We start from the raw sequence: 22,035 nt of genomic DNA, 5'->3' as shown, positions 1-22,035 counted from the left end.
GGGGTCCTCGGAAGCTTGAACCGCCCTGCGCGGATCGGAAGCATCAAGAGGATCCATGTTTTCCAAGACCCTTCAAACGGGCCGAATTCCGATTCGCTACAACGAACCAACTGCCCCGGGCAGGTTCGGGAGGAGGCCTTCAACACCGGCATATCGAGGGGTAAACACCGCATGCAGGCACTTGTCCGTCCCACCATGCCAGCACTGTGGCCGCCCAATGGCAACGGCGTTGTGTGCCAGTGGCAAATGGGACTTGCCTTCAGCTGGCGCTCTTTCATGATTGCTGCCACTAGGGCTCTTCCCGTCATGTGAGCGGGCTCAGCATCTCGAGTGGGTCGCGGGATGGTAGCAACTGTTAGCCCCTCCCCGACGTGCGACCTCCACCTATTGTTCGGTCCGGCATCGCGCGGCCTCGGGAATCCGAGGGCTCCAATTCCCCGACGACAAATGGGTTCCTCGACAAGCGCTCGAGTCTTCTGGACACTGGCAGTGGTCCGCCCTTTTACCCGATAGCCGGACGCCACCGAGTTCATTCAAGTAACCACAGATTCCTGAGACTCCGCGGTTGGGCGAGGAGCTTCTATGCGTTGCAATGGCTTGATGCCTTTCACCTTCCGCATCGACGCGTCACGGGCGCCGCTGACGCGAGACCGCAGGCATACTTGACCGGCCACGAATTCTCCGCACGAGTGGGTTGCAAGGGTTCAGGATGCCCGTCCGCAGCTACTCTCCACGGGCAGTCTAGAATCCGAAAGCGCACTGCATGGTCCAGTACGACACTATGTCGACCACAGTGTCCGTGGGTGCTTGGCTCAGCATCCCTCACGTACGTTGGTGGCTGGCATGAATCGGCACTGGCAATTTCTGGGCATATGCATCCAGGCCGTCAGCACTCGCTTTATCAACACTTCCCCCCTCCCGCGGAGAGCCCGCAATTGCAGCTGCCAGAACCCGCTCCACGGCCTGCGCTGGGCCTCACTCCAGAAACCCCTGGGTCAAGAGCGAGAACGGTGTTCCACGGTGGGCTCGGTGTCTCGAAATGAAGGGTGGGGGCTGCCCTGTGAGATCCGCGCCGATGTCCCGCCTGGCGCCACGTGGTCACCACATCTTCGAAAGACTTAAGTCATGATCGCCGGAACGTCTGCGCGCCGAGTATCCCCACCAAAAAGGACCCAGTGCCCTGCCTCGAGGCAGGGTATGTGAGGGCATTGCATGTGGTCTTCGCGGCTATCTCCACCCGCTGCGATTCCATGCCGGCCGCCTTGGGGCGTCGTGCCGAAGCAGTCCCGGGTGTCTTGATTGGAAGTCGTGGGCGTGGTTCGCGACGACATCGGACCGGCCATGTTTCACGTGAAACGTACAAATTCAATGCGTCCAAAGTTGCAGCGGGTGTTTACTCGGCCTCACTTACAAGGTTGTTTCACGTGAAACATGATCCGAAAGTGATTGCCCGACCTCACTCCAATTCGTCCAGACTGCCATAAGAGGGCGGTCTCGACGGTGTCTCCCACACGGTTCGACCCCGGTACCGGTGACCACGACGTCGATGTTTCTGTTGTGCGCCAGTCATCCAGCTCGACCGATTTCGACCGTCCCCGTCTTCCCGAATGCATGGGCCACAGGTTCGAGTGCCGATGCGGGATCGAAGGGGTCACCCTCGCCACGCCCATCCCGTCAATTCCCCATCACCCAGACAATGCGCGGTGGCAGCCGCATGGACGCAGCCCGATATCCCTCTGGCGCTGGATTCACTGACCCCCGGTGACGGTTTTCGGATCCCGCGGGATAACCCTCCTACACGAGTGCTACATGCAAGGATGCCCTGCACATCCAGTGCCCGAGGTGTGCCAGAAACAGGGCCGAAACCGGACAGCTGCGTGGGCCGCCGTTGCATCTGACCTGTGTCCCCCGCTCCAGTTAATCCTTGCTGCCTCGTCCGGCACGGGATCGATCTTGCCTTGTATCCCGGGGACCGACCGGTGGCAGGGTCGTCGGTAGATCTGGAACGTGACGGCAGCTGTCACGGCGATGAGGCGCAACGACCATTCCGGCACGTTGCCGCAGTCGTTTCGGCAAGGTGCATTGCGTGGTCCTACCGATGGAGAACTGTGCTCGAGGGCTTCCACTTTCGGATCGCAGATCAGTGACCATCCCTGTTCAAACTTGGAACCGGCTCTTCCCTGAGCATCACCCTGCGATTTCACGGCAGCTGAAACATGGAATGGAATAGGGAAAGCAGGGGCGAGTCCTTGAACCTAGCAGTATCCCAGGCACGACCGCCCTTGCTATCTTCATCGGCCGTTCCTTTAGGGCATACGAAGATATCCCGAGGAGATGGCAACGAATGTGTTGGCCGATCCAATGACCAATCCAGGCCGCGCCTGTTCCATTGGCGCCCCACACGCGGACGCTCGACTCCCGGCAGAGCCCATACATTGTTGACCCCGGGCAAAACCATGCGACTTCATCAACTTGTCAGAGAACACAAACAGGTCTTTGCGACAGCTTGCTTTGATCAGGGAACCGCCCGATGCTCCCCCTGACTTTCCTTCCTTGCCGGAATCAAATGCGAAGATCATGTCTCCGTTCGGGGATGCCCCCGCTTCGACGGCACCAGGTGCGAAGGACGCTCGTACATCCGGCAACACTGGACGCCATTCCCACGATCCAAGAACTCGGTACATCTAAGTTGTTTGCAGAAACATCGCGTGCCGGAACTGATGCACCGGGAGCAGCCCACTCGTATTGGAAATTAATCGCGGCATCGGGGATCCATCGCCTGACATCTCACACGGCAACGCGACGGGCATCCGGCTTCGATACGCATAAGCTGTCCGATCCGCGAGGCTGTCGCCAAGCCATGGTCCTGTGGAACCACTCGCCGTTTGAAGATATCGGCATGGCGAGCTGCCACTCGCTCCCGAGCATCAGACTCACACAAAGCGAGCGAGCATTGTCTGCTGACCCTCAGGAATGTTCCCGAACATCACCTGAAGGACGACCTACGACGTCTCACTATTCGACGCTTTGGGGACCACCCACAATTCACTTTGGGTGCCACCGGTAGTGCCGGCGGGAACCAGTACCGCCCGGCGTTGGGGCTGCCCGCCTCCAACGCTTCCATCTATTCCTGAACGGCGCCGATCTTCTCTCTCATGTTGTTGCCCCCGATATCAATCGGGATGGCGTTGTGGATGATACTGTCCAAGACCGCGTAGGAGCAGACGTGCGAGCCGAACCGCTGGTACCGGTCGTTCTGCGCTACTGCGTCAAGAGCACCGCTCAGCCGCTGCGACGTTCCATGGGAGTCAAGGTGTCTGCAGAGCCACCGCCCGGTAGTGCGATCCGACAACGACCCCTGCCTCCGGCAGGATGGAGGCTGTTTGGTCCTTCCGGGACTTCACCGTGCCCATTGCCTCCTACTGGGCAATCGGCCCGTCTCTGGGCAGTACCAGCTCGCTACGTGGTCGGCCGCATGTTCGCGACAGCAGCATCCAGCAATGCAATTGGGGTACCCCAGGAGAACATGCACATCTTCTCCAAGGGGCCGCCACAGGAGTATCGAGGGCTCCCCACAAGAGGAAGTATTAGACGACCTAGCAGCGGGCATGCCGGACACACTGTCATCCACATGAACACCGCTCCGACTGGAAGGCCGAGGCATGAACGTCGTTGGTGGCTGATGCCCTCATCTAGCAGCCGGCTCGACGAAGTGGAAACCCTCGGTCTGTTGTCTCCGGGTTCTGGGCCAGGCCCGTGCCGGCTGGCCGCAGACAGGCAAACGCGGCGGTACCAGGTGGCGTTGTCCGGCAGCACCCCCCGCCCACCAACGTAGGGCAAGCACCGTCCTCCCCCACTTGATCCTGGCCAGAACTATTCGTGCCAGCAGTATTGCTCAATTTCGCCGCCCTAGCCCTGCTGTATGGGAAGTCCGGGATTCGTGTTCCGTCCGTACTTGTTCAAAGGTGGGCTTCCTGCTGTCGCTGAAAGCGGGAAGCGGCACGAGCAAGCGGTATTCAACTTGTGTTGCCATCGATGGTATGCGTTGGGTCCGCAGTGGGAAGCGCGAGTTGTCTCGCGGTCATGAACAGGGGTCGTGCGAGGAACCGCTTTGCGCCTGCCGGACGAACTGCTCCGCGCAATGCCACTGCGCGGCCACGGGCCCAACGAATGTCCAAGACGGGCCTCTGCTCGCACCAACGCGAGATCGAAAGGCGGAGTTTTCTATCCTGCCGACGATGGACGCGTCCTTGTCTGCTGTCTGAATCTGGAGGGTCCACCATCTCGCCGAGAGCGAGAGCTGAAGCCGACACATGTGCACGAAGAGCGGGAACCATCGGCCTGATCAGATACTTGGGATACTATTCCCCCATCAAGCCGCTGGAGATCCTCGATGGAAATATCCATGGCATCGACCACCACTTGCGGATGATTTCCCATGACAGCGAGTATTCCCTATCGCGAAGTCCCCCCCCAGTGGTCTTGGCCTTCTCGTCGCGCGGGCCCACCCATCGAGAACCCTCAGTCGACGGTTGAAAGCCGCACGACTATGGGGAAAGCGCTGCATCGCCTCTTTCATCGAAAGTGCGGCTAGACGCAAATGAGACCCCCGTGGATATCCCTTCGGGCGCCGATTCATTGCTTGTCACTCCTGGTTGAATGCCCGGACCCAATGGAGAGCATGGTTCCGCCGCGCCTGTTTTCGAGATTCATGGGACACCTGCCGTTGTCTCCGCTCCGCTCGCCTTCCGTGGCATGGACTGTTGCGGATGCCAGGCAAGCCCGCCGAGTCCCTGGCCACGTGTCCATGACTCTGTATCGGGATCTTTTCGGTCCATCGCTTAATGAACGACGACGTTTCGTTGAACCAGTGCGGTTCGTCCTTCTTCCGAATCCTGCCGCCGGCCTGGTTGCTGTTAGTCCTGAGGAGGCCGGAAGGATCCAGGCACATCAATCCTCCGGCACGGGATTTTGGAAACCCATGTCGTTCACTATCCTGCCTGTCCGTAGTTTCTAGATTGATCAATCATGTCGTGGCCGCTAGCCCACAGTGCCTCTCTCTGGCCCACCCGCAATCCGAATCGACAAGGTACTTGGCTGCTGTGCTGTCTTGGGGCAATCCGTTCACGCTTCAGGCAGCACATTCTCGTCCGGTAGACATCCGACGGCCAGAACTCGCGACTCCGCGGGCATTGAAGGCCTCTCTGGGCGGTGCATGGTCAATTCTGGGCTCTCTTGTCATTCCTTGCACCTCACGCGCCCCTGAGGGGCCTTCAAATGCTCCGCAGGGTACAGGAGGTGGAAAGCTGGAAGAAGCTGGGCATTCAGAACGTCGATGGCTAGGCTACGTTCATTCCAGTGCGACTCGGCGGGCGGGTCGTCGGCGCTCTACCCGACGCGCGCTAGCGTCCGGGCCGGACATCGTTGCCTCTTGTACATTCGCGCACTGTCTCGCTCCCCGGTAGTGGTTTGCCCGCCCCATCCGACCTGCCCGCTCATGGGAGATGAGTGATGGATACGGTGCATCGATACAGCGCGGCCCGGTAGTCTTCTGCTTGATCGTCTGGACGCATGCGCTGCCACGAAGCGGAAGGCAATCGACCTATCCGTCTGCTCCGGCATTGCCTGACTATCACCCTTCGGCGTTCGCATGGCCTTCGAGGACGTCTCTAGCTCCGCCCCCATAGCAAACCTCGTTGACGGACCACTCGGAATGAGCAGGCGAACATATCTGGGCGGAATGCTGCTGATATTCTGCCGGCGTGCGCTATGAACAACATGGCAACAATGTTCATGCCCAAGGGGAACGGCTTGGGATGGGCCCATCCAGGTTGAAACCACTGAACAATGGCCACGCGCCTCCAGCATTCGTGCTCGGTTGGGCTGAATGACGGCGGCTGCGTCTATCGTCGGCACGATTCACCGTTCTTCGTTGACCGAGGGCACTCCGCAACGTCCACGCAGTACACGGTGTGGGTACATCCGTTTCCCTCGTGTACTTGAGCAATCGCTGTCTACGAGCTCCCGCAAGCTCCGGTCGGAGACTGCGGTCAGCAACGGGCCGGATGCGAACACCGAACTCTACCGGATCAAACATTCGCGGAAGTGCCCCAACCCATCGCTCTTGTTGAGTCATCCGCATTCGAAGCCGTCGGCTGTGAGAGCCCGCAGTCGACGGTCACGTCTACAGGTATGGTCCCCGGAGCCGAGCTGCTGACCCCGCTCTTGCCGGGGAAGCTGTGGACCAATCACCATCGTCAGACTCTCAAAGCGCTTCCCATTTCCTGCAGTTCACATCGTGCGAACGAAGCTCCCAGTGCCCTACACCGGCATACGCTAGTTCGACGCAGGCGGGGCAGACGCCTGCGTCGATCAAGAATTTCACGGTATCCGACGAAATCTCCCGGCCATTGACCCAAAGTGTCCCCGGGTTGTTCGAGAATGCGCTGAGACCCGAACGAGCGGCCAGACAAGACAGATGCCGGGAATCCTTCGGCTGATCCTCCGGGAGTGGGTCCAGACCTTCCCGGATGAACCTCCACCACAGCATTGGGGGGCTCGCGAAGGAGCAGGTGGCAACTTGTCCGCGCGATAAGGATTCGCCGCCGGGAGCGACACGAGTTCTCGAATAGCGACCATACTTTTTGGAATGCGAACCTCTCCTCGGGAGAGCATTCAAGGCAACTGTTCCGAGTCACGAGGTTGTCGGCAAGCGGCATTCCCACACTGTGCGCCAACGTGTCCGGATGCTGACCGTTAGTCGACTACAAGCCAAGATGCATTTCGCTACTCCCGGAAGAGGTGAGAATCGCGATGCGGCGGACCACGTCGGGAGCTGCCAGTGAGACCGTCCCCCACACAATGCGCTCCGAAGAGCTGGTCTGGCGTCACTTCACCCTCCGGCTTCTGCGTCTCACGGTTCCATTCCCTCGGGGCAGAAAGGCCTGCGTGATGGATCATCAACACCGCCCACCACCATCGGTCACGTTCGTTTGGGCGCGGAGTGATCGCTGGAGGACGCTGCCATCGAAAAATGGTTCAGATTGCCGCTCAAGCACAGGCTCGACATCGATATTTCCTAGACTTCCTGCCCAGCGCCTCAGGGCGATCCTGCACAGGCGAATCGGACCCTGCGTATACCGTGGCCCTGTCACGGACAGAAACCATCCGCAATACCTCCCAGATCGAGGCTGGACATGGCGGACCGGCAGAGCTTCTTGCGGCCGTTCAACACACGTGGGGCAGCTTGGGTCATATGGCGGCCCGTTCACGTGCCGCTTGCCTTGCACAGGGGTAGCTTCCAAGCGCACTGTTGCGTGGTGCCTTGTCGTCGAATACTCATGTTTCACGTGAAACACCGTGGAGAGCAGGTCTGTCTCGACACGGTGCTCCGAAGGGTTTCCCTTTCATTAGCAGGCCGACTCACGCAATCACCTGTCGCGTGGGGCGGCCCATGCGCGATTGAGTGCATGCACCGTACTGGTCGGAAGGACCCCCTATCCCCCGCCTTCCCCGATGTCTTCGGCTTCCCGTGAATAGCTCCGTGGGCGATGTGATCCGGAACCATCACGGTGGAGTCGACAGTGAGGGAACCATGTCCGGATTCCATACGATCCCCAAGGCGTCCTTGGGCCGTGCCCGGCGACGGCGCCCTGGAACGTTGAGCGCATCAAACAGCGGATGGAGTTCGGCTTGGCGCTCGTTGGCTGAGGCTCCGGATAAGCCCGCGCTCTTCACGGTTTCTCACCTGAACGAGCTGCAGAGGCGCCGCGCTCCCCTGATAGGTTCGCAAGCACTAAGCAGCGGATTCCTTGCAATGCCCACGGTTCGAGTCGGATGGGACTGCTCTCCAACGGCGCAGCAGGTCATCGCCCGTGCCACGAACATCCGGATATGGACCCGCCTCCACCCGCGAGTCATCAGGGGTCGTTTCGGTGCGAGGCTTCCCCTTCTTCAGTGGGCCACACGGAAAGTCGTCGCGGGACCGCAATCATCTTTCTCCGGTTTGGACGAAGGGACATACGCAAATGGTGCGAGTGTTTCACGTGAAACACTCGCACCATTTGCGTAGAGCTGGACCTACTTATCCGTGCCTTCAGGTGTCAGAACACTCATGATTCGGTTAAGGTCATCAACGCTCGCGAACTCGATGCTGACCTTGCCCTTGCGGGCACCAAGCGTGATTTTCACATTCGTGTCCAGTCGATCAGAGAGCGAGTTGGCCAAGAAGTCGAGTCGTTCGTGACGGGGGCTTTGCTTCGGTTCCGCCGTCTTGCTGGCCTTCTCCTGGCCCGCACTGAGCGCCACCGCTTCCTCTGTGGCCCGGACCGACATGCCTTCGTTCACGATGCGCTGGGCGAGCTGCTCAATTGCGATGGCATCGGCCAAGCCAAGAAGTGCTCGAGCATGGCCCGCGGAAATGACGCCGGCGGCCACCCGACGCTGGACCAGCGCAGGCAATTTCATGAGCCGGATTGTGTTCGAGATCTGCGAGCGAGACCGCCCGATCCTTTCGGACAGCACTTCTTGTGTGCAATCAAACTCGCTCAGCAACTGCTGGTAGGCAGCTGCCTCTTCGAGCGGGTTCAGCTGCGAACGATGCAGGTTTTCCAGCAAAGCGTCGCGCAACAGGTCGACGTCGTGGGTCTCGCGAACAATCGCAGGGATCGTTGTAAGGCCGGCTGCCTGAGTTGCACGCCATCGGCGCTCACCCATGACAATTTCGTACGGTTCCTTGTCGTCTTCACGCGACGGACGAACGACGATCGGTTGAAGGAGGCCGACTTCGCGAATCGAGTGGACGAGTTCGTCCATGTGTTCTTCGTCGAAGTAGGAACGGGGCTGCTTGCGGTTCGGGTGAATCTGATTAACGGAAAGCTCCGCGAACGTAGCCCCAGGAACTGCAACGAGCTCGCTCGGATCTGGCTCAGTGAGGCTCTCCCCCGCACGGCCACCCGAAGCTGCAATGAGGCCAGGCATCTGAGCGCGACGCTTCTTCGCATTCGCCGACGGAGTCGAGGCACTCGTAGAGGCCGTATTCTTCTCGGCCGCAGCTTCCTCCTCGGTCTTACCCGGGACGAAGAACATGTCTACCGGCCGAACCTTCTTGGCCGCCGCGGTTCCGCTGGAGGTCTTTCGTTTCGGGGCTGCTGGTCCAGGGGTAGCGGGTGTGCTCACAACCGCCGTCTTCGATGTTTCACGTGAAACATTCTGAGGAGTTTCCTCCTCAGTGTCGGCGGCAGGGCTGCTGGAAATCAACGCACCAAGACCTCGTCCTAAACCACGTCGTTTCTCCGACATTGGATGCATCTCCCTTTCGACACCATTGCTACCTTGAACTCAAGGCAATTCTACTTGTAAGCGTTAGATTGTTTCGGACGCGGCTCTTGGGTGTGGCCTTTGACCCTTCCAAGACCACTATTGCCCCTACCCGGGGTAGGGACAATCATCATGCGAGCTTAGGATCAACAAATTTCAGATTAAAGACCAGATCAACTCTAATTGCATGCTTTAGCGAACCCTCGTCAGAAGCACCGGACTCGAGGCCGCGCGGTCAATATGATTGACGGCACGACCTCGAAAACAGCTAGTGATTGGTACGTTCTGCAATCTCTGCTGCCGCTTCCAGATAGGAAAGCGCGCCGGTTGAGCTGGAGTCATAGGTAATGACAGTCTGCTGGTAGCTAGGAGCTTCCGAGATCCTGACGCTCCTTGGAATCAATGCCTGGAGGACCTGGTTCGGGAAGTGCTCGCGAACTTCGCTGGCAACTTGTGCTGCCAGGTTGGTGCGCCCGTCATACATCGTCAGCAAGATCGTGGATACCGTGAGATCTGCATTCAGGTGTTTCTGAATCATCTCAATATTCTTAAGGAGCTGGCTCAGGCCCTCCAACGCGTAGTACTCACATTGGATCGGAATCAAGACCTCACGCGCGGCCACGAAGGCGTTGACGGTTAGAAGCCCAAGGCTCGGGGGGCAGTCAATGAAGACGTAGTCCAGGCGCTCCATGCCATTGGACTCGCGGTACTTTGCGTACTGGTCCAAGGCCCTCCGGAGGCGCTGCTCGCGGGCCACGAGAGAGACGAGTTCGATCTCGGCTCCAGCCAAGTGGATGGTCGCCGGCGCGACCGTCAAGTGCTCGATATCCGGGCAAGGTGCGACCACTTCCGAAAGCGGAAGGTCGTTGATCAAGACATCGTAGATGCTGTCCACATCTGCATGGTGCTCGACACCGAGCGCCGTCGAAGCGTTGCCCTGCGGATCGATGTCGATCACCAGGACGTTGAGCCCGGCAATGGCCAATGCGGCAGCGATATTGACGGTCGTCGTGGTCTTACCCACGCCACCCTTTTGGTTGCTGACAGTCATGTACCGAGTCGTCGGCGGCTTGGGCAGCTTGCGGCTGCTCAAGCGTTCGCGACGCTTGTGTTCACTGGCCAGCTGGCTAGCAAGCGGTGAGCTGTCGTCAGTCGTATCGAAAACGTTTGGTGCTGGCGCAGGTTCCCTCGTCACCACTATGTCCTCTCCATCGGAATCGGTCAGTTCAACCGCTTCATCCGCATCCAGTTCCAGATGCGCTGAGAAGATTGTTTCACGTGAAACATGCTTTGCCTGTGGCAAAACAATCTCTTCAGGTTGTTCTTTGTTGTCGGGTGAACTGAATGAAGCGAAAAGGGCTGCAAACGGTGGAATCTTGTTGACGCTTCGCTTCAAAACGGTTCTTTCTACTAACCCAGTAGGTGGCGCTATGCCACCTGATACAGCCTATCGCTAAAGCTCTAGGCGACGTGGATGCGTACCACGGTGGTCGGTTCAGCGAGGATCTCTTCGCCAACGGTGACGACTTCAGTGCTTTTGCCTCCGAGGCGGCGAATCACCTTCGAGGCCTTCTCCACTTCTTCACCCGCCGAGCGACCCTTGATCGCCAGCACAGTACCCTTGCCATGAAGCAGGGGGATCGTAAGGCCGGCCAGGTTTGTCAGTGCGGAGACTGCGCGGGCGGTGGCGAAATCGGCGTTCACGTGCTCAACGACCTGTTCGGCCCGCCCGCGCATGATCGTGACGTTGTCGAGGCCAAGATCCTCTACGACCTCGTGCAGCCAGATGCAGCGACGCTCAAGCGGTTCGATGAGGGTCAACTCGAGGTCGGCCCGCGCCAGGGCAAAAGTGAGCCCCGGCAGGCCGGCCCCGCTTCCCACGTCCGCAACATGGGAACCTTCGTCGATCAGGTTTGCAACGACCGCGCAGTTCAAGACGTGGCGGGACCACAGCCGTGGGACTTCACGCGGGCCCAGCAGGCCGCGTTCCATGCCCGAGGTCGCCAGATGCTGCACGTAGCGCTCAGCAAGGCTCAGTCGGTCACCGAAGACGGTATTGGCCGCCTCGCGTTCCTCAGCTGTCAGTTCAACTTCGTTGCTCATAAAAGGGAGTTCCTTGATTGTGTGCTTAGGCGTCGTCGTTTGATACGACGATGTGGCGGCGGCTTCCTTCGCCATCGGACTCACTGTGCATTCCGAGCGACGCAACGAAGTCGTGCACCAACTTGCGCTCGTAGGCGCTCATCGGCTCCAGGGGGACTTCTTCGCCGGTCTCGCGAACCTTCTGGACTGCTGCTTCGGCAATGCGCTCGAGTTCACCGGTGCGGCCCTGACGGTAGCCGGTAATGTCCAGCACCAGGCGCGAACGGTTGCCAGTGGCAGTCAGTACGGCCAACCGGGTCAACTCCTGAAGGGAATCCAGGATCTCTCCGTTGGCTCCCACAAGGCGCTGGAGGGCTTTTTCGTCCTCTGCTTCGCCGACGATCGAGATGTAGGTCCGACCGCCGCGAACTTCGATGTCGATGTCGCCGTCAAGGTCAGCAATATCAAGCAGCTCTTCGAGGTAGTCGGCGGCAATGTCGCCTTCCTCTTCGATACTGCTGGTTGTGTTGCTTGGCTCCTCGACGTCGGTATCTGCAGGGTCGGAAACTACGCTCTGATCAACATCGCTCATGGCTACTTCTTCTTCCTGTTCTTACGCTGTGGCTGTACGCGCTGGGCCTTGGGTTCCTCAACGACGACGGCTGCTGCTGCAGCTGCATCGGTCTTCTTCTGGCCGAGCGGCGGAAGGCCCTTCGAGGCACGGCGTTCGTTGAGTTCGCGTTCGGCCTGGGACCCCGGGGTCGGGTTGTTTCGAATGACGTAGAACTGCTGACCCAAGGTCCACAGGTTGGTTGCGGTCCAGTAGATCAGCACGCCGATCGGGAAGTTGATGCCGCCAATGCCGAAGACGAGGGGAAGGATGTACAGCATGATCTTCTGCTGCTGCATGAAGGGGCCTTCGAGGGCTTCCTTGGTCATGTTCTTCGACATGATCTGCTTCTGGGTGATGAACTGGGAAGCAGTCATGGCCAGAATCATGACGAGGGCAACGATGATCACAGCGGCGCTTGGCGAACCGGAGTTAATGGTGTTCAGGAAGGTGTCGGAAAGCCGGGCACCGAAAATCGAAGACTGGTCGAAGCTCTTGATGTGATCCGCAGTCAGGGCCCCGATGCCCTCGTTGGAGCTGCTGGCCTTGGCTGCGTTGTTCAAGACCGTGAACAACGCGAAGAAGAACGGCATCTGGATCAGCATCGGAAGGCACGAAGACAGCGGGTTGGTCTTGTGCTTCTTGAACAGCGCACGCTGTTCGGCGATCATGGCCTGTTGGGAGAGCTGGTCCTTCTTGCCCTTGTATTTGGCCTGAAGCTTGCGCAGATCAGGCTGCAGTGCCTGCATCGCACGCTGTGCCTTGATCTGCTTGACGAAGACAGGTATCAGAGCGGTACGGATCAGGAGGACCAGGAAGATGATGGACAGCGTCCACGTCCAACCAGAGTTCGGATCAAGGCCGATCATGGTGAACAGTTCATGGAAGGCCCACAGGATCCACGAGACTACGTACCGAAACGGGCTCAGTATCATGTCAAAGAAGTTAGTCATTACCGGTCATGCTCCTCAGGCCGCGTCTGCGGCGTCTTCGTCGGCGGGAATCGGAGGATGATTCAACACCATGATCTTGGGGGTCTTGCCTTCTGGCCAAATCCGTTTGCCTTCGGGAACGTAGTCGATCCCGCCATGACTAAACGGATTACATCTTAAGACACGCCAGGAGGTTAACCCGATGCCTTTGATAGCGCCATGTGCCGTCACTGCTTCGAGACCATAGGCCGAGCAGCTGGGAAAGTATCGACAAACATCGCCGTAAACGGGCGAAATGATCTTTCGATAAGCCATGAGGAACCCAATGAGAAGGTTCCTGGGTATATCAATCAGGAACCAAACAATCCCGGTCCGGGGTTTAGAGTCCTTTTTCATGCTTGGCACCTGCCTTGCGGACAACCGATTCAAGTCCGGAAGAGACCTGTTGGCTAAGTTCATTCCATTCGATATCGGAGGATCCGGGCAAGGCCCGGAACACGAAATCGAGACCGTTGGCTTTCGCAGGTATCTGCGCGGCCAATGCTCGCATCCGTCGCTTGACGAGGTTGCGGTGCACGGCATTGCCAACGGCCTTGGAAACGATGAAACCAAAACGGTTATCGCCCTGGGGTTCGTCAGTACGAACCCGTGCATATAGCACTACGTTCCGGCGCCCAGTGCGGGCGCCGGAACGTACAGTGGCTGTAAAGTCCTGCGAGAGGCGCAGTCGTTGGTTCTTTGGCAACACGACGTCACGCGTCGTGTCTGATAAACAAAGAACCCACGAAAACCTGCGCTATCTCAGGACAGTAGTGCTTAATGGTTATGCAGAAAGTTCGGTACGGCCCTTGCCACGGCGGGCTGCCAGGATGGCGCGGCCTGCACGGGTACGCATACGAAGTCGGAAACCGTGCTTCTTGGCACGACGACGGTTATTCGGCTGAAAAGTCCGCTTGCTCACGGTAGTAACTCCAAGACGATCATGTGATGCGCCTTACCCGTTGCTACTAAAAAGGGAAGAACAGGCCGACGCTCGTATTCGGTGGCGCCTCTTGGATTGCCGGGGACTTTCGGGATTCGGTACGAATTTCGAAGTCGCCAACAGTGCCAAAAGTGCACACATAGGACTACACAACGATAGGGGAGCTGGAGAAGGTACGTCAAATTGGGGCCAACGACGGCCCTGGCGCACCCTGTGCACATTGTGGTCTCAATTGTGGATACTGCAGTTGATAATCGCCGCTTCGGGATCAAAGGCGGCCCTGACACGCGCATCCTAGAAGTCAATATTTACTTATGGAACCGCAGATTTGCAAGCCCCGATGCGTTATCCACCACAAGTTATCCACCGACTGTGCATAACGCTGTGGATGACCGTTAGAATCTATCCGTTGGGGTTCCGTAGTTATAGTCCCCATTCGTCGGCCATGTGGTCGCCGAATTTGATCGAAGGGGCCCAAAAATGAGCACGGACGAGTCGAACAGCGTCGGCAGTTCCTGGCGCCAGGTAGTACGCCACATCGAACAAGATGATCGCGTCACGCCTATGCAGCGCGCCTTCGCCGCTCTGGCCCAGCCACAGGGGCTCATTGGTTCCACCCTTTTGCTGGCGGTTCCCAACGAATTGACCCGCGACGTTCTCCAAACCCAGCTCAAGGAGCCCTTGGAAGAATCTCTCAAGCTGGTCTTCCAAGCCGATATTCGGTGTGCGTTCAGCATCGATTCGGATCTGATCCCAGAGGAAGTTGTCGCTGCGCCGGTTGAACAGCCGCCGGTGCCCAAAGCCCGCATCAGCGATGCGCTGCCGCAGCCGGCTCCGCCCTCGAATTCACAAGAATTCGGCCGGCTAAACCCCAAGTACATTTTTGACACCTTCGTCATCGGTTCTTCAAACCGCTTCGCCCATGCAGCAGCCGTTGCTGTGGCAGAAGCTCCGGCAAAGGCCTACAACCCGCTGTTCATCTATGGTGATTCAGGGCTCGGGAAGACGCACCTGCTGCATGCAATCGGCCACTACGCTCGACACCTCTACAACGGAATTCGCGTCCGCTACGTAAATTCCGAGGAGTTCACCAACGACTTCATCAACTCCATCCGTGACGATGAAGGTGCCAGCTTCAAGCAGACATACCGCAACGTCGATATCTTGCTTATCGACGACATCCAGTTCTTGGCCAACAAAGATGCCACCCAGGAAGAGTTCTTCCACACGTTCAATGCGTTGCATAACCACAACAAGCAGGTTGTGATTACGTCCGACCTTCCTCCCAAGCAATTGGCCGGCTTCGAAGACCGCATGAGGTCTCGTTTCGAGTGGGGATTGCTGACCGATATTCAGCCCCCCGAGCTGGAAACCCGCATAGCCATTCTCCGCAAGAAGGCCAACGCGGAGAACCTCTCGGCTCCAGACGAAGTCATGGAATACATCGCGTCGAAGATTTCCACCAATATCCGTGAACTTGAGGGCGCTCTGATTCGCGTCACGGCTTTTGCTTCGCTGAACAACCAGTCGGTCGACATGAGCCTGGCTGAAACGGTTCTCAAGGACTTGATCACGGATGAGGGCGCCCAAGAAATCACCCCGGCAACGATCGTTGCTCAGACGGCCGAGTACTTCAACCTCACCATCGAAGAACTCAACAGCAAATCCCGGACACGCACGCTGGTGACCGCCCGGCAAATTGCCATGTACCTGCTTCGTGAACTTACCGATATGTCTTTGCCGAAGATCGGCCAGGAACTAGGTGGGCGCGACCACACAACGGTGATCCATGCCGATCGAAAGATCCGTGAACTCATGGCTGAACGCCGCGCCATCTTCAACCAGGTGACTGAATTGACCAACCGCATCAAGCAGAGGCAGCGCGAAGGCTAAGCGCGCCGAAATTCGTTAACCACAGGTGTGGATAAAGCTGTGGACGGTTAAGTGGACTACACCGTAGTCCCTGCGGATAAGTACCCACATTGCTGTGGATCCCTTAAATCACGCGGAAAGTTGTCCACGACACCGTGACACTCAGTTCCACGGCCAATCACATGTTGTGCACATGCATAATCGGCGTACCTTCACGGGTGTGCGGGCTTATCCACAGTATCCACAGGGGTTATTAACACTACTAATCCCAAATTTCTACTTCATCCAAATAACAAGTCCTGTTTTGCCCTCATCCGGCGCGAATCGACGAAATCGGTGTTTTTGAACGAAGCCCATTGGTTTCGATGGACCGGGCCCCACGTGTTTCCGCCAAAGCAATTTCGCAGCATCAGGCGACAGATCTTTGCCATGCCTTCGCGTGGGATCACGAGCCACTGTTTATGCCTTGGCCCGCTCAATCACGACCACCGTCGACATCCAAGATGTTCGCTTGAGCGAAAAGCACTCCTGGTTTCGAGTGAACCCAACATGCAGCCATTTCTGCTCGCATCCTGGAGAATGTTCCTCACGAGAGTCGAATTAGCAGATCAAAAGCATCCAGCGCCAAAAGCCGGTAAGCTCAGACTCCATGTTGTTGCCGGGGCACAAAGATTCAATGCCCGAATACGCAAGACAACCCAAGACCCCACCACCTTGAGAGCTCCGCCGAGCGTTCTTCCCGTCCTACAGGGAACCGCTAAGCTTGCTTTCAAGTACTGTCGACTTCGTCGTGAAAGGCGGACCACTTCGTGAAGTTCAGCGTTGAAAAGGATGTATTGGCCGAAGCCGTATCCTGGACCGCCCGTTCACTCTCCCAGCGCCCGCCTTCTCCGGTACTTTCCGGAATCTTGATCACGGCTGCAAACGGCATCGTGTCCTTGGCAGGTTTCGACTACGAAATCTCTGCGCACCTTGAGATTGCGGCAGACGTTGCAGAAGAGGGAACCATCCTCGTATCGGGAAAGCTACTGGCTGAGATTTGCCGTAGCCTGCCCCAGTCAACGGCAACCCTTGAAACCGATGGCACCAAGGTAACTCTTACCTGTGGTCGAAGCCGCTTCCACCTGGCAACCATGCCGGTTGCCGAGTACCCGGAACTTCCGGTGCTCCCAGAGGTCACTGGCGTTGTCGATGGCGAGGCATTCGCCCAGGCCATCAACCAGGTCATCGTCGCGGCGTCGAAGGACGACACCCTTCCGATCCTCACCGGCGTGAAGATGGAAATCGAAGATGATTTGATCACCTTCCTGGCCACCGACCGCTACCGCCTGGCCATGCGCGAGGTCCGTTGGAAGCCGGCACAGGCAGGCATTTCCACGTCAGCGCTCGTCAAGGCCAAGACCTTGAACGAAGTCGCCAAGACCTTGGGTTCAGCCGGCGAACTGAAGATCGCTTTGGGCGAAGGCAATGAATTGATCGGGTTCGAAAGCGGGAACCGCCGTACTACCTCGCTGCTGGTCGATGGCGACTACCCGAAAATCCGCTCCCTCTTCCCCGAAAACACGCCGATCCACGCTACCGTGCGCACTTCCGACTTGATCGAAGCTGTCCGGCGCGTGGCCGTGGTTGCGGAACGGAACACCCCCGTCAGGCTTTCCTTCACCGGTGGGCAGCTGTCCCTGGACGCAGGAACCGGCGAAGACGCCCAGGCGGAGGAAGCCATCGAGGCGCAGATCGACGGCGAAGAAATCACCGTGGCGTTCAATCCGGCATACTTGAGCGAGGGCCTCAACGCCTTCAACAGCGAGTTCGTCCGGTTCTCGTTCACCAGCGCTCCGAAGCCGGCAATGATGACCGCGCAGTCTTCCCTCGACGGTTCCGACAGCGACGAATACCGCTACCTGGTCATGCCGGTTCGCCTTCCAAACTTGCCCAACTAGATCACCCCGCGGGAATTTTCCGCCGCGTGGTCACGTGTTCGGCCGCCCCACGATCGCTCCAACCGGGGCGGTCGAACACACCCTTCAGTGACAATTCACGATTCACCATCAGGCCGCCCCTGCCGGGGTGTGCGATCTCATAGCAGGACGTCCAGGTGTACATCTCACATGTCTCTCTCACCGACTTTCGCTCGTATGCGCAAGCCGATGTAGAGCTGGGGCCAGGCACCAACGTGCTTGTCGGTTCCAACGGCGTCGGGAAAACCAACATCGTCGAGGCCATCGGCTACCTGGCGTCGTTGTCCTCCCACAGGGTCACCAACGACGGCCCCCTGTTGCGCTTCGGCACCGAAAGGGCCCTGGTCCGCGCACGAATCCATCGGGCAAAACAGGTCACCACGCTTGAGGTGGAGATCACTGCGGGCAAGACCAACAGGGCTCGCATCAATCGTGCGAATCCGGTCCGTGCGCGCGAAATCCTCGGCATCGTCCGGACCGTCTTGTTCGCCCCGGAAGACCTGGCGCTGGTCAAGGGGGATCCCTCCAACCGCCGCAGGTTCCTTGACGAACTGCTCGTAGCGCTGCGCCCGGGCGAGGCCGCGACCCGTGGCGATTACGAGCGGGTCCTGAAGCAGCGCAACGCCTTGCTGAAGTCGGCCCGCGCCGGCGGAAAGCTCTCCACCGCTCACGAATCAACCCTCGATGTGTGGGACACCCACCTGGCACAGACCGGGGCGCGGCTTTTGCGCGGGCGCCTGGACATGCTGGAGATGGTCTCCCCCTACATGGCCGCTGCCTATGCGTCGCTGGCCGACGCCAACAAGACCGCCTCCGCCTTCTACCAATCGACAATCGTCGAGGACTTCGACGAGGATTCCACGCAGGACCCCGGCTCCGTTGCGGAATCTGACCCCACCCTCGTGGCCCCCGCGGCATTGCTCGATGCCACGGTGCCGGAGCTCGAGGAGATGTTCGTCGCAGCGTTGCTCAAGAAGCGCGGCAAGGAACTTGAACGCGGAATCACCTTGGTCGGGCCGCACCGCGACGACGTCCTGTGGCGCTTGGGTACTGCCCCGGCGAAAGGCTATGCCTCCCACGGCGAAACCTGGTCGCTCTGTCTGGCCCTGCGGCTGGCCGCCTACAAGGTGTTTGGCCAGGACGATCCGCGCCCGGGCGCAGGGCCGATCCTGATCCTCGACGACGTCTTTGCCGAACTTGACGCCACACGCCGCACGCGCCTCGCCTCGATCGTGGCCGGCGCCGAACAGGTCATCGTCACGGCCGCGGTGGCCAGCGACGTTCCCGAGGAACTGGGCGGGACATTCCTGAAGGTCAGCCCGGGCCGGGTCCACTCGTGAGCGAGAACGATCCGCACAAGCCGGAGGCCCTCGACGCATCGCGTGCCATCCTCAACAGGATGCGCGAGGCGGCGCAGAGCCGCGGCGAAGCGCGGATCGATGCGGCCAAGGCGGCACGGTTCGAGGAGAACGCCGCGGTGCGCAAGCAGCGCCGCAAGGCCAGCAGCGCCCCCGCCAAGTACTCGGACGGCCGGGATCCGCAGGAGATCGGGAACCTCTTCGGCAAGATCGTGCGCGACCGCGGGTGGAGCGAGCCGGTCGCCGTCGGGTCGGTGCTCTCGCGCTGGGCCGAACTCGTCGGGCCGCAAATCGCCGCACACTGCACCCCGGAGTCCTTCGAGGATTCCACGGTCGTGGTGCGCTGCGACTCGACGACCTGGGCCACACAGATGCGCCTGCTCTCCCACGAGCTTCTCAAGCACTTCGACAAGGAACTCGGCCAGGGCGTGATCACCGTCATCCGCGTCCTCGGGCCCGCCGCGCCGAGCTGGCGGCACGGGGGACGCAGCGTCAAGGGCCGTGGCCCGCGGGACACCTACGGGTGAAAATCCCAAGCGCGTAGCTGGCTCACTGGCGCTCCGGGGGGCCGCATGGCACATACCCACCCGTTTGAGGATGGACTGGTCGCTCCTGAGTGCATTTGGTGGCCATTTACAGCATGTTGGGGGTGGTCAATGCCCGGAAAATTTGGTGCTGCACGGTAGAATCGGAGGCAGGGCGTTTCCCCTGCGCGGGGAGATGCCGGTTCACGCTCGGGCACCTCCGGTGTTCGGCCTTCCACTGTTTGAGGAGTCTGTAGCACCTGTGTCTACCGATAACACCACACCCCAGGAACCAATCGATTCCGTCGAAGGCAGCGCAACACCCGCGGCCGGGCAACCTGAAGACAGCGTCAACGGAAAGGTGGAACACACCTACGGCGCCCAGGACATCACGGTCCTCGAGGGGCTCGAGGCAGTGCGCAAGCGCCCGGGCATGTACATCGGTTCCACCGGCCCGCGCGGGCTCCACCACCTGGTCTACGAGGTCGTCGACAACTCTGTCGACGAGGCCCTGGCCGGCTACTGCGACACCATCAAGGTCACCATGCAGGCCGACGGGGGCGTCCGCGTCGAGGACAACGGCCGCGGCATCCCCGTGGACATCCACCCCACCGAGGGCAAGCCGACGGTCGAGGTCGTCATGACCATCCTGCATGCCGGCGGCAAGTTCGGCGGCGGCGGCTACGCGGTTTCCGGCGGCCTGCACGGTGTGGGCATCTCCGTCGTGAACGCCCTCTCCTCCCGCGTCGACACCGAAATCCGGCGCCAGGGCAGCGTCTGGCGGATGTCCTTCGCCGACGGCGGCAAGCCCCAGGGCACCCTCGTCAAGGGCGAGGACACCGAAGCCACGGGCACCATGCAGACGTTCTACCCCGATGCCTCCATCTTCGAGACCGTTGAGTTCGACTTCGAGACGCTGCGCGCCCGCTTCCAGCAGATGGCCTTCCTGAACAAGGGCCTGCGCATCACGCTCACCGACGAGCGCACCCTCGAGGTCGATGCCGACGAGATCGCCACCGAGGACGACGAGTCCGGCGACGCCACCCCGAAGCACCGCGTCGTCGACTACCTCTACAAGGACGGACTGCTCGACTACGTCAAGCACCTGAACTCCTCCAAGAAGGTCGAACTTGTCCACGAGGACGTCATCGCCTTCGAGTCCGAGGACTCCTCCAAGGGCATCAGCGTCGAGATCGCCATGCAGTGGACCAACGCCTACTCGGAGTCGGTGCACACCTACGCGAACACCATCAACACCCACGAGGGCGGCACCCACGAAGAGGGCTTCCGCGCCGCGATGACCTCGCTGATCAACCGCTACGCCCGCGAGAAGACCATCCTGCGCGAGAAGGACGAGAACCTCACCGGCGACGACATCCGCGAGGGCCTGACCGCTGTCATCTCCGTGAAGCTCTCCGAGCCGCAGTTCGAGGGCCAGACCAAGACCAAGCTGGGCAACTCCGTGGCCAAGGGCTTCGTCCAGGGCGTCGTCAACGAGGAACTCGGCGACTGGCTCGAGCGCAACCCGAACACCGCGCGCGACATCATCCGCAAGGCCCAGCTCGCCTCGCAGGCGCGCCTTGCCGCACGCAAGGCCCGTGACAACGCCCGCCGCAAGTCCCCGCTGGAATCCTTCGGCATGCCCGGCAAGCTCTCGGACTGCTCCTCGAAGAACCCCTCCGAGTGCGAGGTCTTCATCGTGGAGGGCGACTCCGCCGGCGGCTCGGCCAAGCGCGGACGCAACCCGCACACCCAGGCCATCCTGCCGCTGCGCGGCAAGATCCTGAACGTGGAGCGGGCACGCCTTGACCGCGCACTGGGCAACAGCGAGGTCCAGTCGATGATCACCGCGTTCGGCACGGGCATCGGCGAGGAATTCGACATGGCCAAGCTGCGCTACCACAAGATCGTGCTGATGGCCGATGCCGACGTCGACGGCCAGCACATCACCACGCTGCTGCTGACCCTGCTCTTCCGCTTCATGCGCCCGCTGATCGAGAACGGCTACGTCTACCTGGCCATGCCTCCGCTGTACCGCATCAAGTGGTCAAACTCCCCGCACGAGTACGTGTACTCGGACAAGGAACGCGATGCGGCGCTGACCGCCGGTGCGGCGAAGAACAAGCGCCTGCCCAAGGACAACGGCATCCAGCGCTACAAGGGCCTGGGCGAGATGGACTACTCGGAACTCTGGGACACCACCATGGACCCGGAGCACCGCACGCTGCGCCAGATCACCGTGGACGACGCCGCCGCCGCGGACCAGATCTTCTCCGTGCTGATGGGCGAGGACGTCGAATCGCGTCGAAACTTCATCCAGCAGAACGCCAAGGACGTGCGCTTCCTGGACATCTAGTCCGGAATCCCGCCGCCGAAACGTTCACACACAGACTTTGACC

General features: G+C 59.8%; 13 protein-coding genes. 5 read left to right on the top strand and 8 right to left on the bottom strand.

What is annotated here, in order from left to right:
- Positions 1-8,079: 8,079 nt before the first annotated feature.
- The 8 genes from ACSYDW_RS15175 to rpmH all read right to left on the bottom strand — a co-directional run bounded on the left by ACSYDW_RS15175 (position 8,080) and on the right by rpmH (position 13,903).
- Complete coding sequence (locus ACSYDW_RS15175) at positions 8,080-9,300, bottom strand: ParB/RepB/Spo0J family partition protein (protein ID WP_438339569.1); 1,221 nt, start codon at positions 9,298-9,300, stop codon at positions 8,080-8,082.
- 286 nt (positions 9,301-9,586) lie between these two features.
- The gene (locus tag ACSYDW_RS15170) at positions 9,587-10,714 is read right to left on the bottom strand and encodes a ParA family protein (protein WP_438339568.1); all 1,128 of its coding nucleotides are present in this window, start codon (positions 10,712-10,714) and stop codon (positions 9,587-9,589) included.
- A 65-nt stretch (positions 10,715-10,779) separates the two neighbouring features.
- On the bottom strand, positions 10,780-11,421 hold the full coding sequence (gene rsmG / locus ACSYDW_RS15165) for a 16S rRNA (guanine(527)-N(7))-methyltransferase RsmG (RefSeq protein WP_438339567.1): 642 nt from the start codon (positions 11,419-11,421) through the stop codon (positions 10,780-10,782).
- A 25-nt stretch (positions 11,422-11,446) separates the two neighbouring features.
- Positions 11,447-11,992, bottom strand: a complete 546-nt coding sequence (locus ACSYDW_RS15160; RefSeq protein ID WP_438339566.1) for a Jag family protein — start codon at positions 11,990-11,992, stop codon at positions 11,447-11,449.
- A 2-nt stretch (positions 11,993-11,994) separates the two neighbouring features.
- Complete coding sequence (gene yidC / locus ACSYDW_RS15155) at positions 11,995-12,963, bottom strand: membrane protein insertase YidC (protein ID WP_438339565.1); 969 nt, start codon at positions 12,961-12,963, stop codon at positions 11,995-11,997.
- A gap of 15 nt (positions 12,964-12,978) precedes the next feature.
- A complete protein-coding gene (gene yidD / locus ACSYDW_RS15150) occupies positions 12,979-13,338 on the bottom strand; it encodes a membrane protein insertion efficiency factor YidD (protein ID WP_438339564.1) in 360 nt (119 codons plus the stop codon).
- Complete coding sequence (gene rnpA / locus ACSYDW_RS15145) at positions 13,322-13,690, bottom strand: ribonuclease P protein component (RefSeq protein WP_438339563.1); 369 nt, start codon at positions 13,688-13,690, stop codon at positions 13,322-13,324. Before rnpA ends, yidD begins: the two co-directional genes overlap by 17 nt.
- 75 nt (positions 13,691-13,765) lie before the next feature.
- Positions 13,766-13,903: a 50S ribosomal protein L34 gene (gene rpmH, locus ACSYDW_RS15140; protein ID WP_003800212.1), complete on the bottom strand. Its 138-nt coding sequence runs from the start codon at positions 13,901-13,903 to the stop codon at positions 13,766-13,768.
- Positions 13,904-14,404: 501 nt separating this feature from the next.
- Between rpmH and dnaA the strand changes: the two genes are divergently transcribed.
- From dnaA to gyrB, 5 genes are all read left to right on the top strand, one after another.
- On the top strand, positions 14,405-15,817 hold the full coding sequence (gene dnaA, locus ACSYDW_RS15135; RefSeq protein WP_438339562.1) for a chromosomal replication initiator protein DnaA: 1,413 nt from the start codon (positions 14,405-14,407) through the stop codon (positions 15,815-15,817).
- A 788-nt stretch (positions 15,818-16,605) separates the two neighbouring features.
- Positions 16,606-17,736 carry a DNA polymerase III subunit beta gene (gene dnaN / locus ACSYDW_RS15130; RefSeq protein WP_438339561.1) on the top strand — a complete coding sequence of 377 codons (1,131 nt, stop codon included), beginning with the start codon at positions 16,606-16,608 and terminating at the stop codon, positions 17,734-17,736.
- A 155-nt stretch (positions 17,737-17,891) separates the two neighbouring features.
- Complete coding sequence (recF, locus tag ACSYDW_RS15125) at positions 17,892-19,094, top strand: DNA replication/repair protein RecF (RefSeq protein ID WP_438339560.1); 1,203 nt, start codon at positions 17,892-17,894, stop codon at positions 19,092-19,094.
- The gene (locus tag ACSYDW_RS15120; RefSeq protein WP_438339559.1) at positions 19,091-19,639 is read left to right on the top strand and encodes a DciA family protein; all 549 of its coding nucleotides are present in this window, start codon (positions 19,091-19,093) and stop codon (positions 19,637-19,639) included. Before recF ends, ACSYDW_RS15120 begins: the two co-directional genes overlap by 4 nt.
- A gap of 259 nt (positions 19,640-19,898) precedes the next feature.
- Positions 19,899-21,992: a DNA topoisomerase (ATP-hydrolyzing) subunit B gene (gene gyrB / locus ACSYDW_RS15115; RefSeq protein ID WP_438339558.1), complete on the top strand. Its 2,094-nt coding sequence runs from the start codon at positions 19,899-19,901 to the stop codon at positions 21,990-21,992.
- Positions 21,993-22,035: the final 43 nt, after the last annotated feature.

Origin of the sequence: Paeniglutamicibacter selenitireducens, from assembly GCF_051550675.1 — a bacterium.
Lineage (GTDB): Bacteria > Actinomycetota > Actinomycetes > Actinomycetales > Micrococcaceae > Paeniglutamicibacter.
The sequence above is the reverse complement of the archived record's forward strand: the minus strand, read 5'-3'. Positions and strand labels throughout refer to the sequence as shown.

Excerpts from the sequence above, each read along its gene's own strand:
- yidC (WP_438339565.1), bottom strand. The coding sequence starts at position 12,963 with ATGACTAACTTCTTTGACATGATACTGAGCCCGTTTCGGTACGTAGTC.
- ACSYDW_RS15175 (WP_438339569.1), bottom strand. The coding sequence starts at position 9,300 with ATGTCGGAGAAACGACGTGGTTTAGGACGAGGTCTTGGTGCGTTGATT.
- ACSYDW_RS15160 (WP_438339566.1), bottom strand. The coding sequence starts at position 11,992 with ATGAGCGATGTTGATCAGAGCGTAGTTTCCGACCCTGCAGATACCGAC.
- dnaA (WP_438339562.1), top strand. The coding sequence starts at position 14,405 with ATGAGCACGGACGAGTCGAACAGCGTCGGCAGTTCCTGGCGCCAGGTA.
- yidD (WP_438339564.1), bottom strand. The coding sequence starts at position 13,338 with ATGAAAAAGGACTCTAAACCCCGGACCGGGATTGTTTGGTTCCTGATT.
- rsmG (WP_438339567.1), bottom strand. The coding sequence starts at position 11,421 with ATGAGCAACGAAGTTGAACTGACAGCTGAGGAACGCGAGGCGGCCAAT.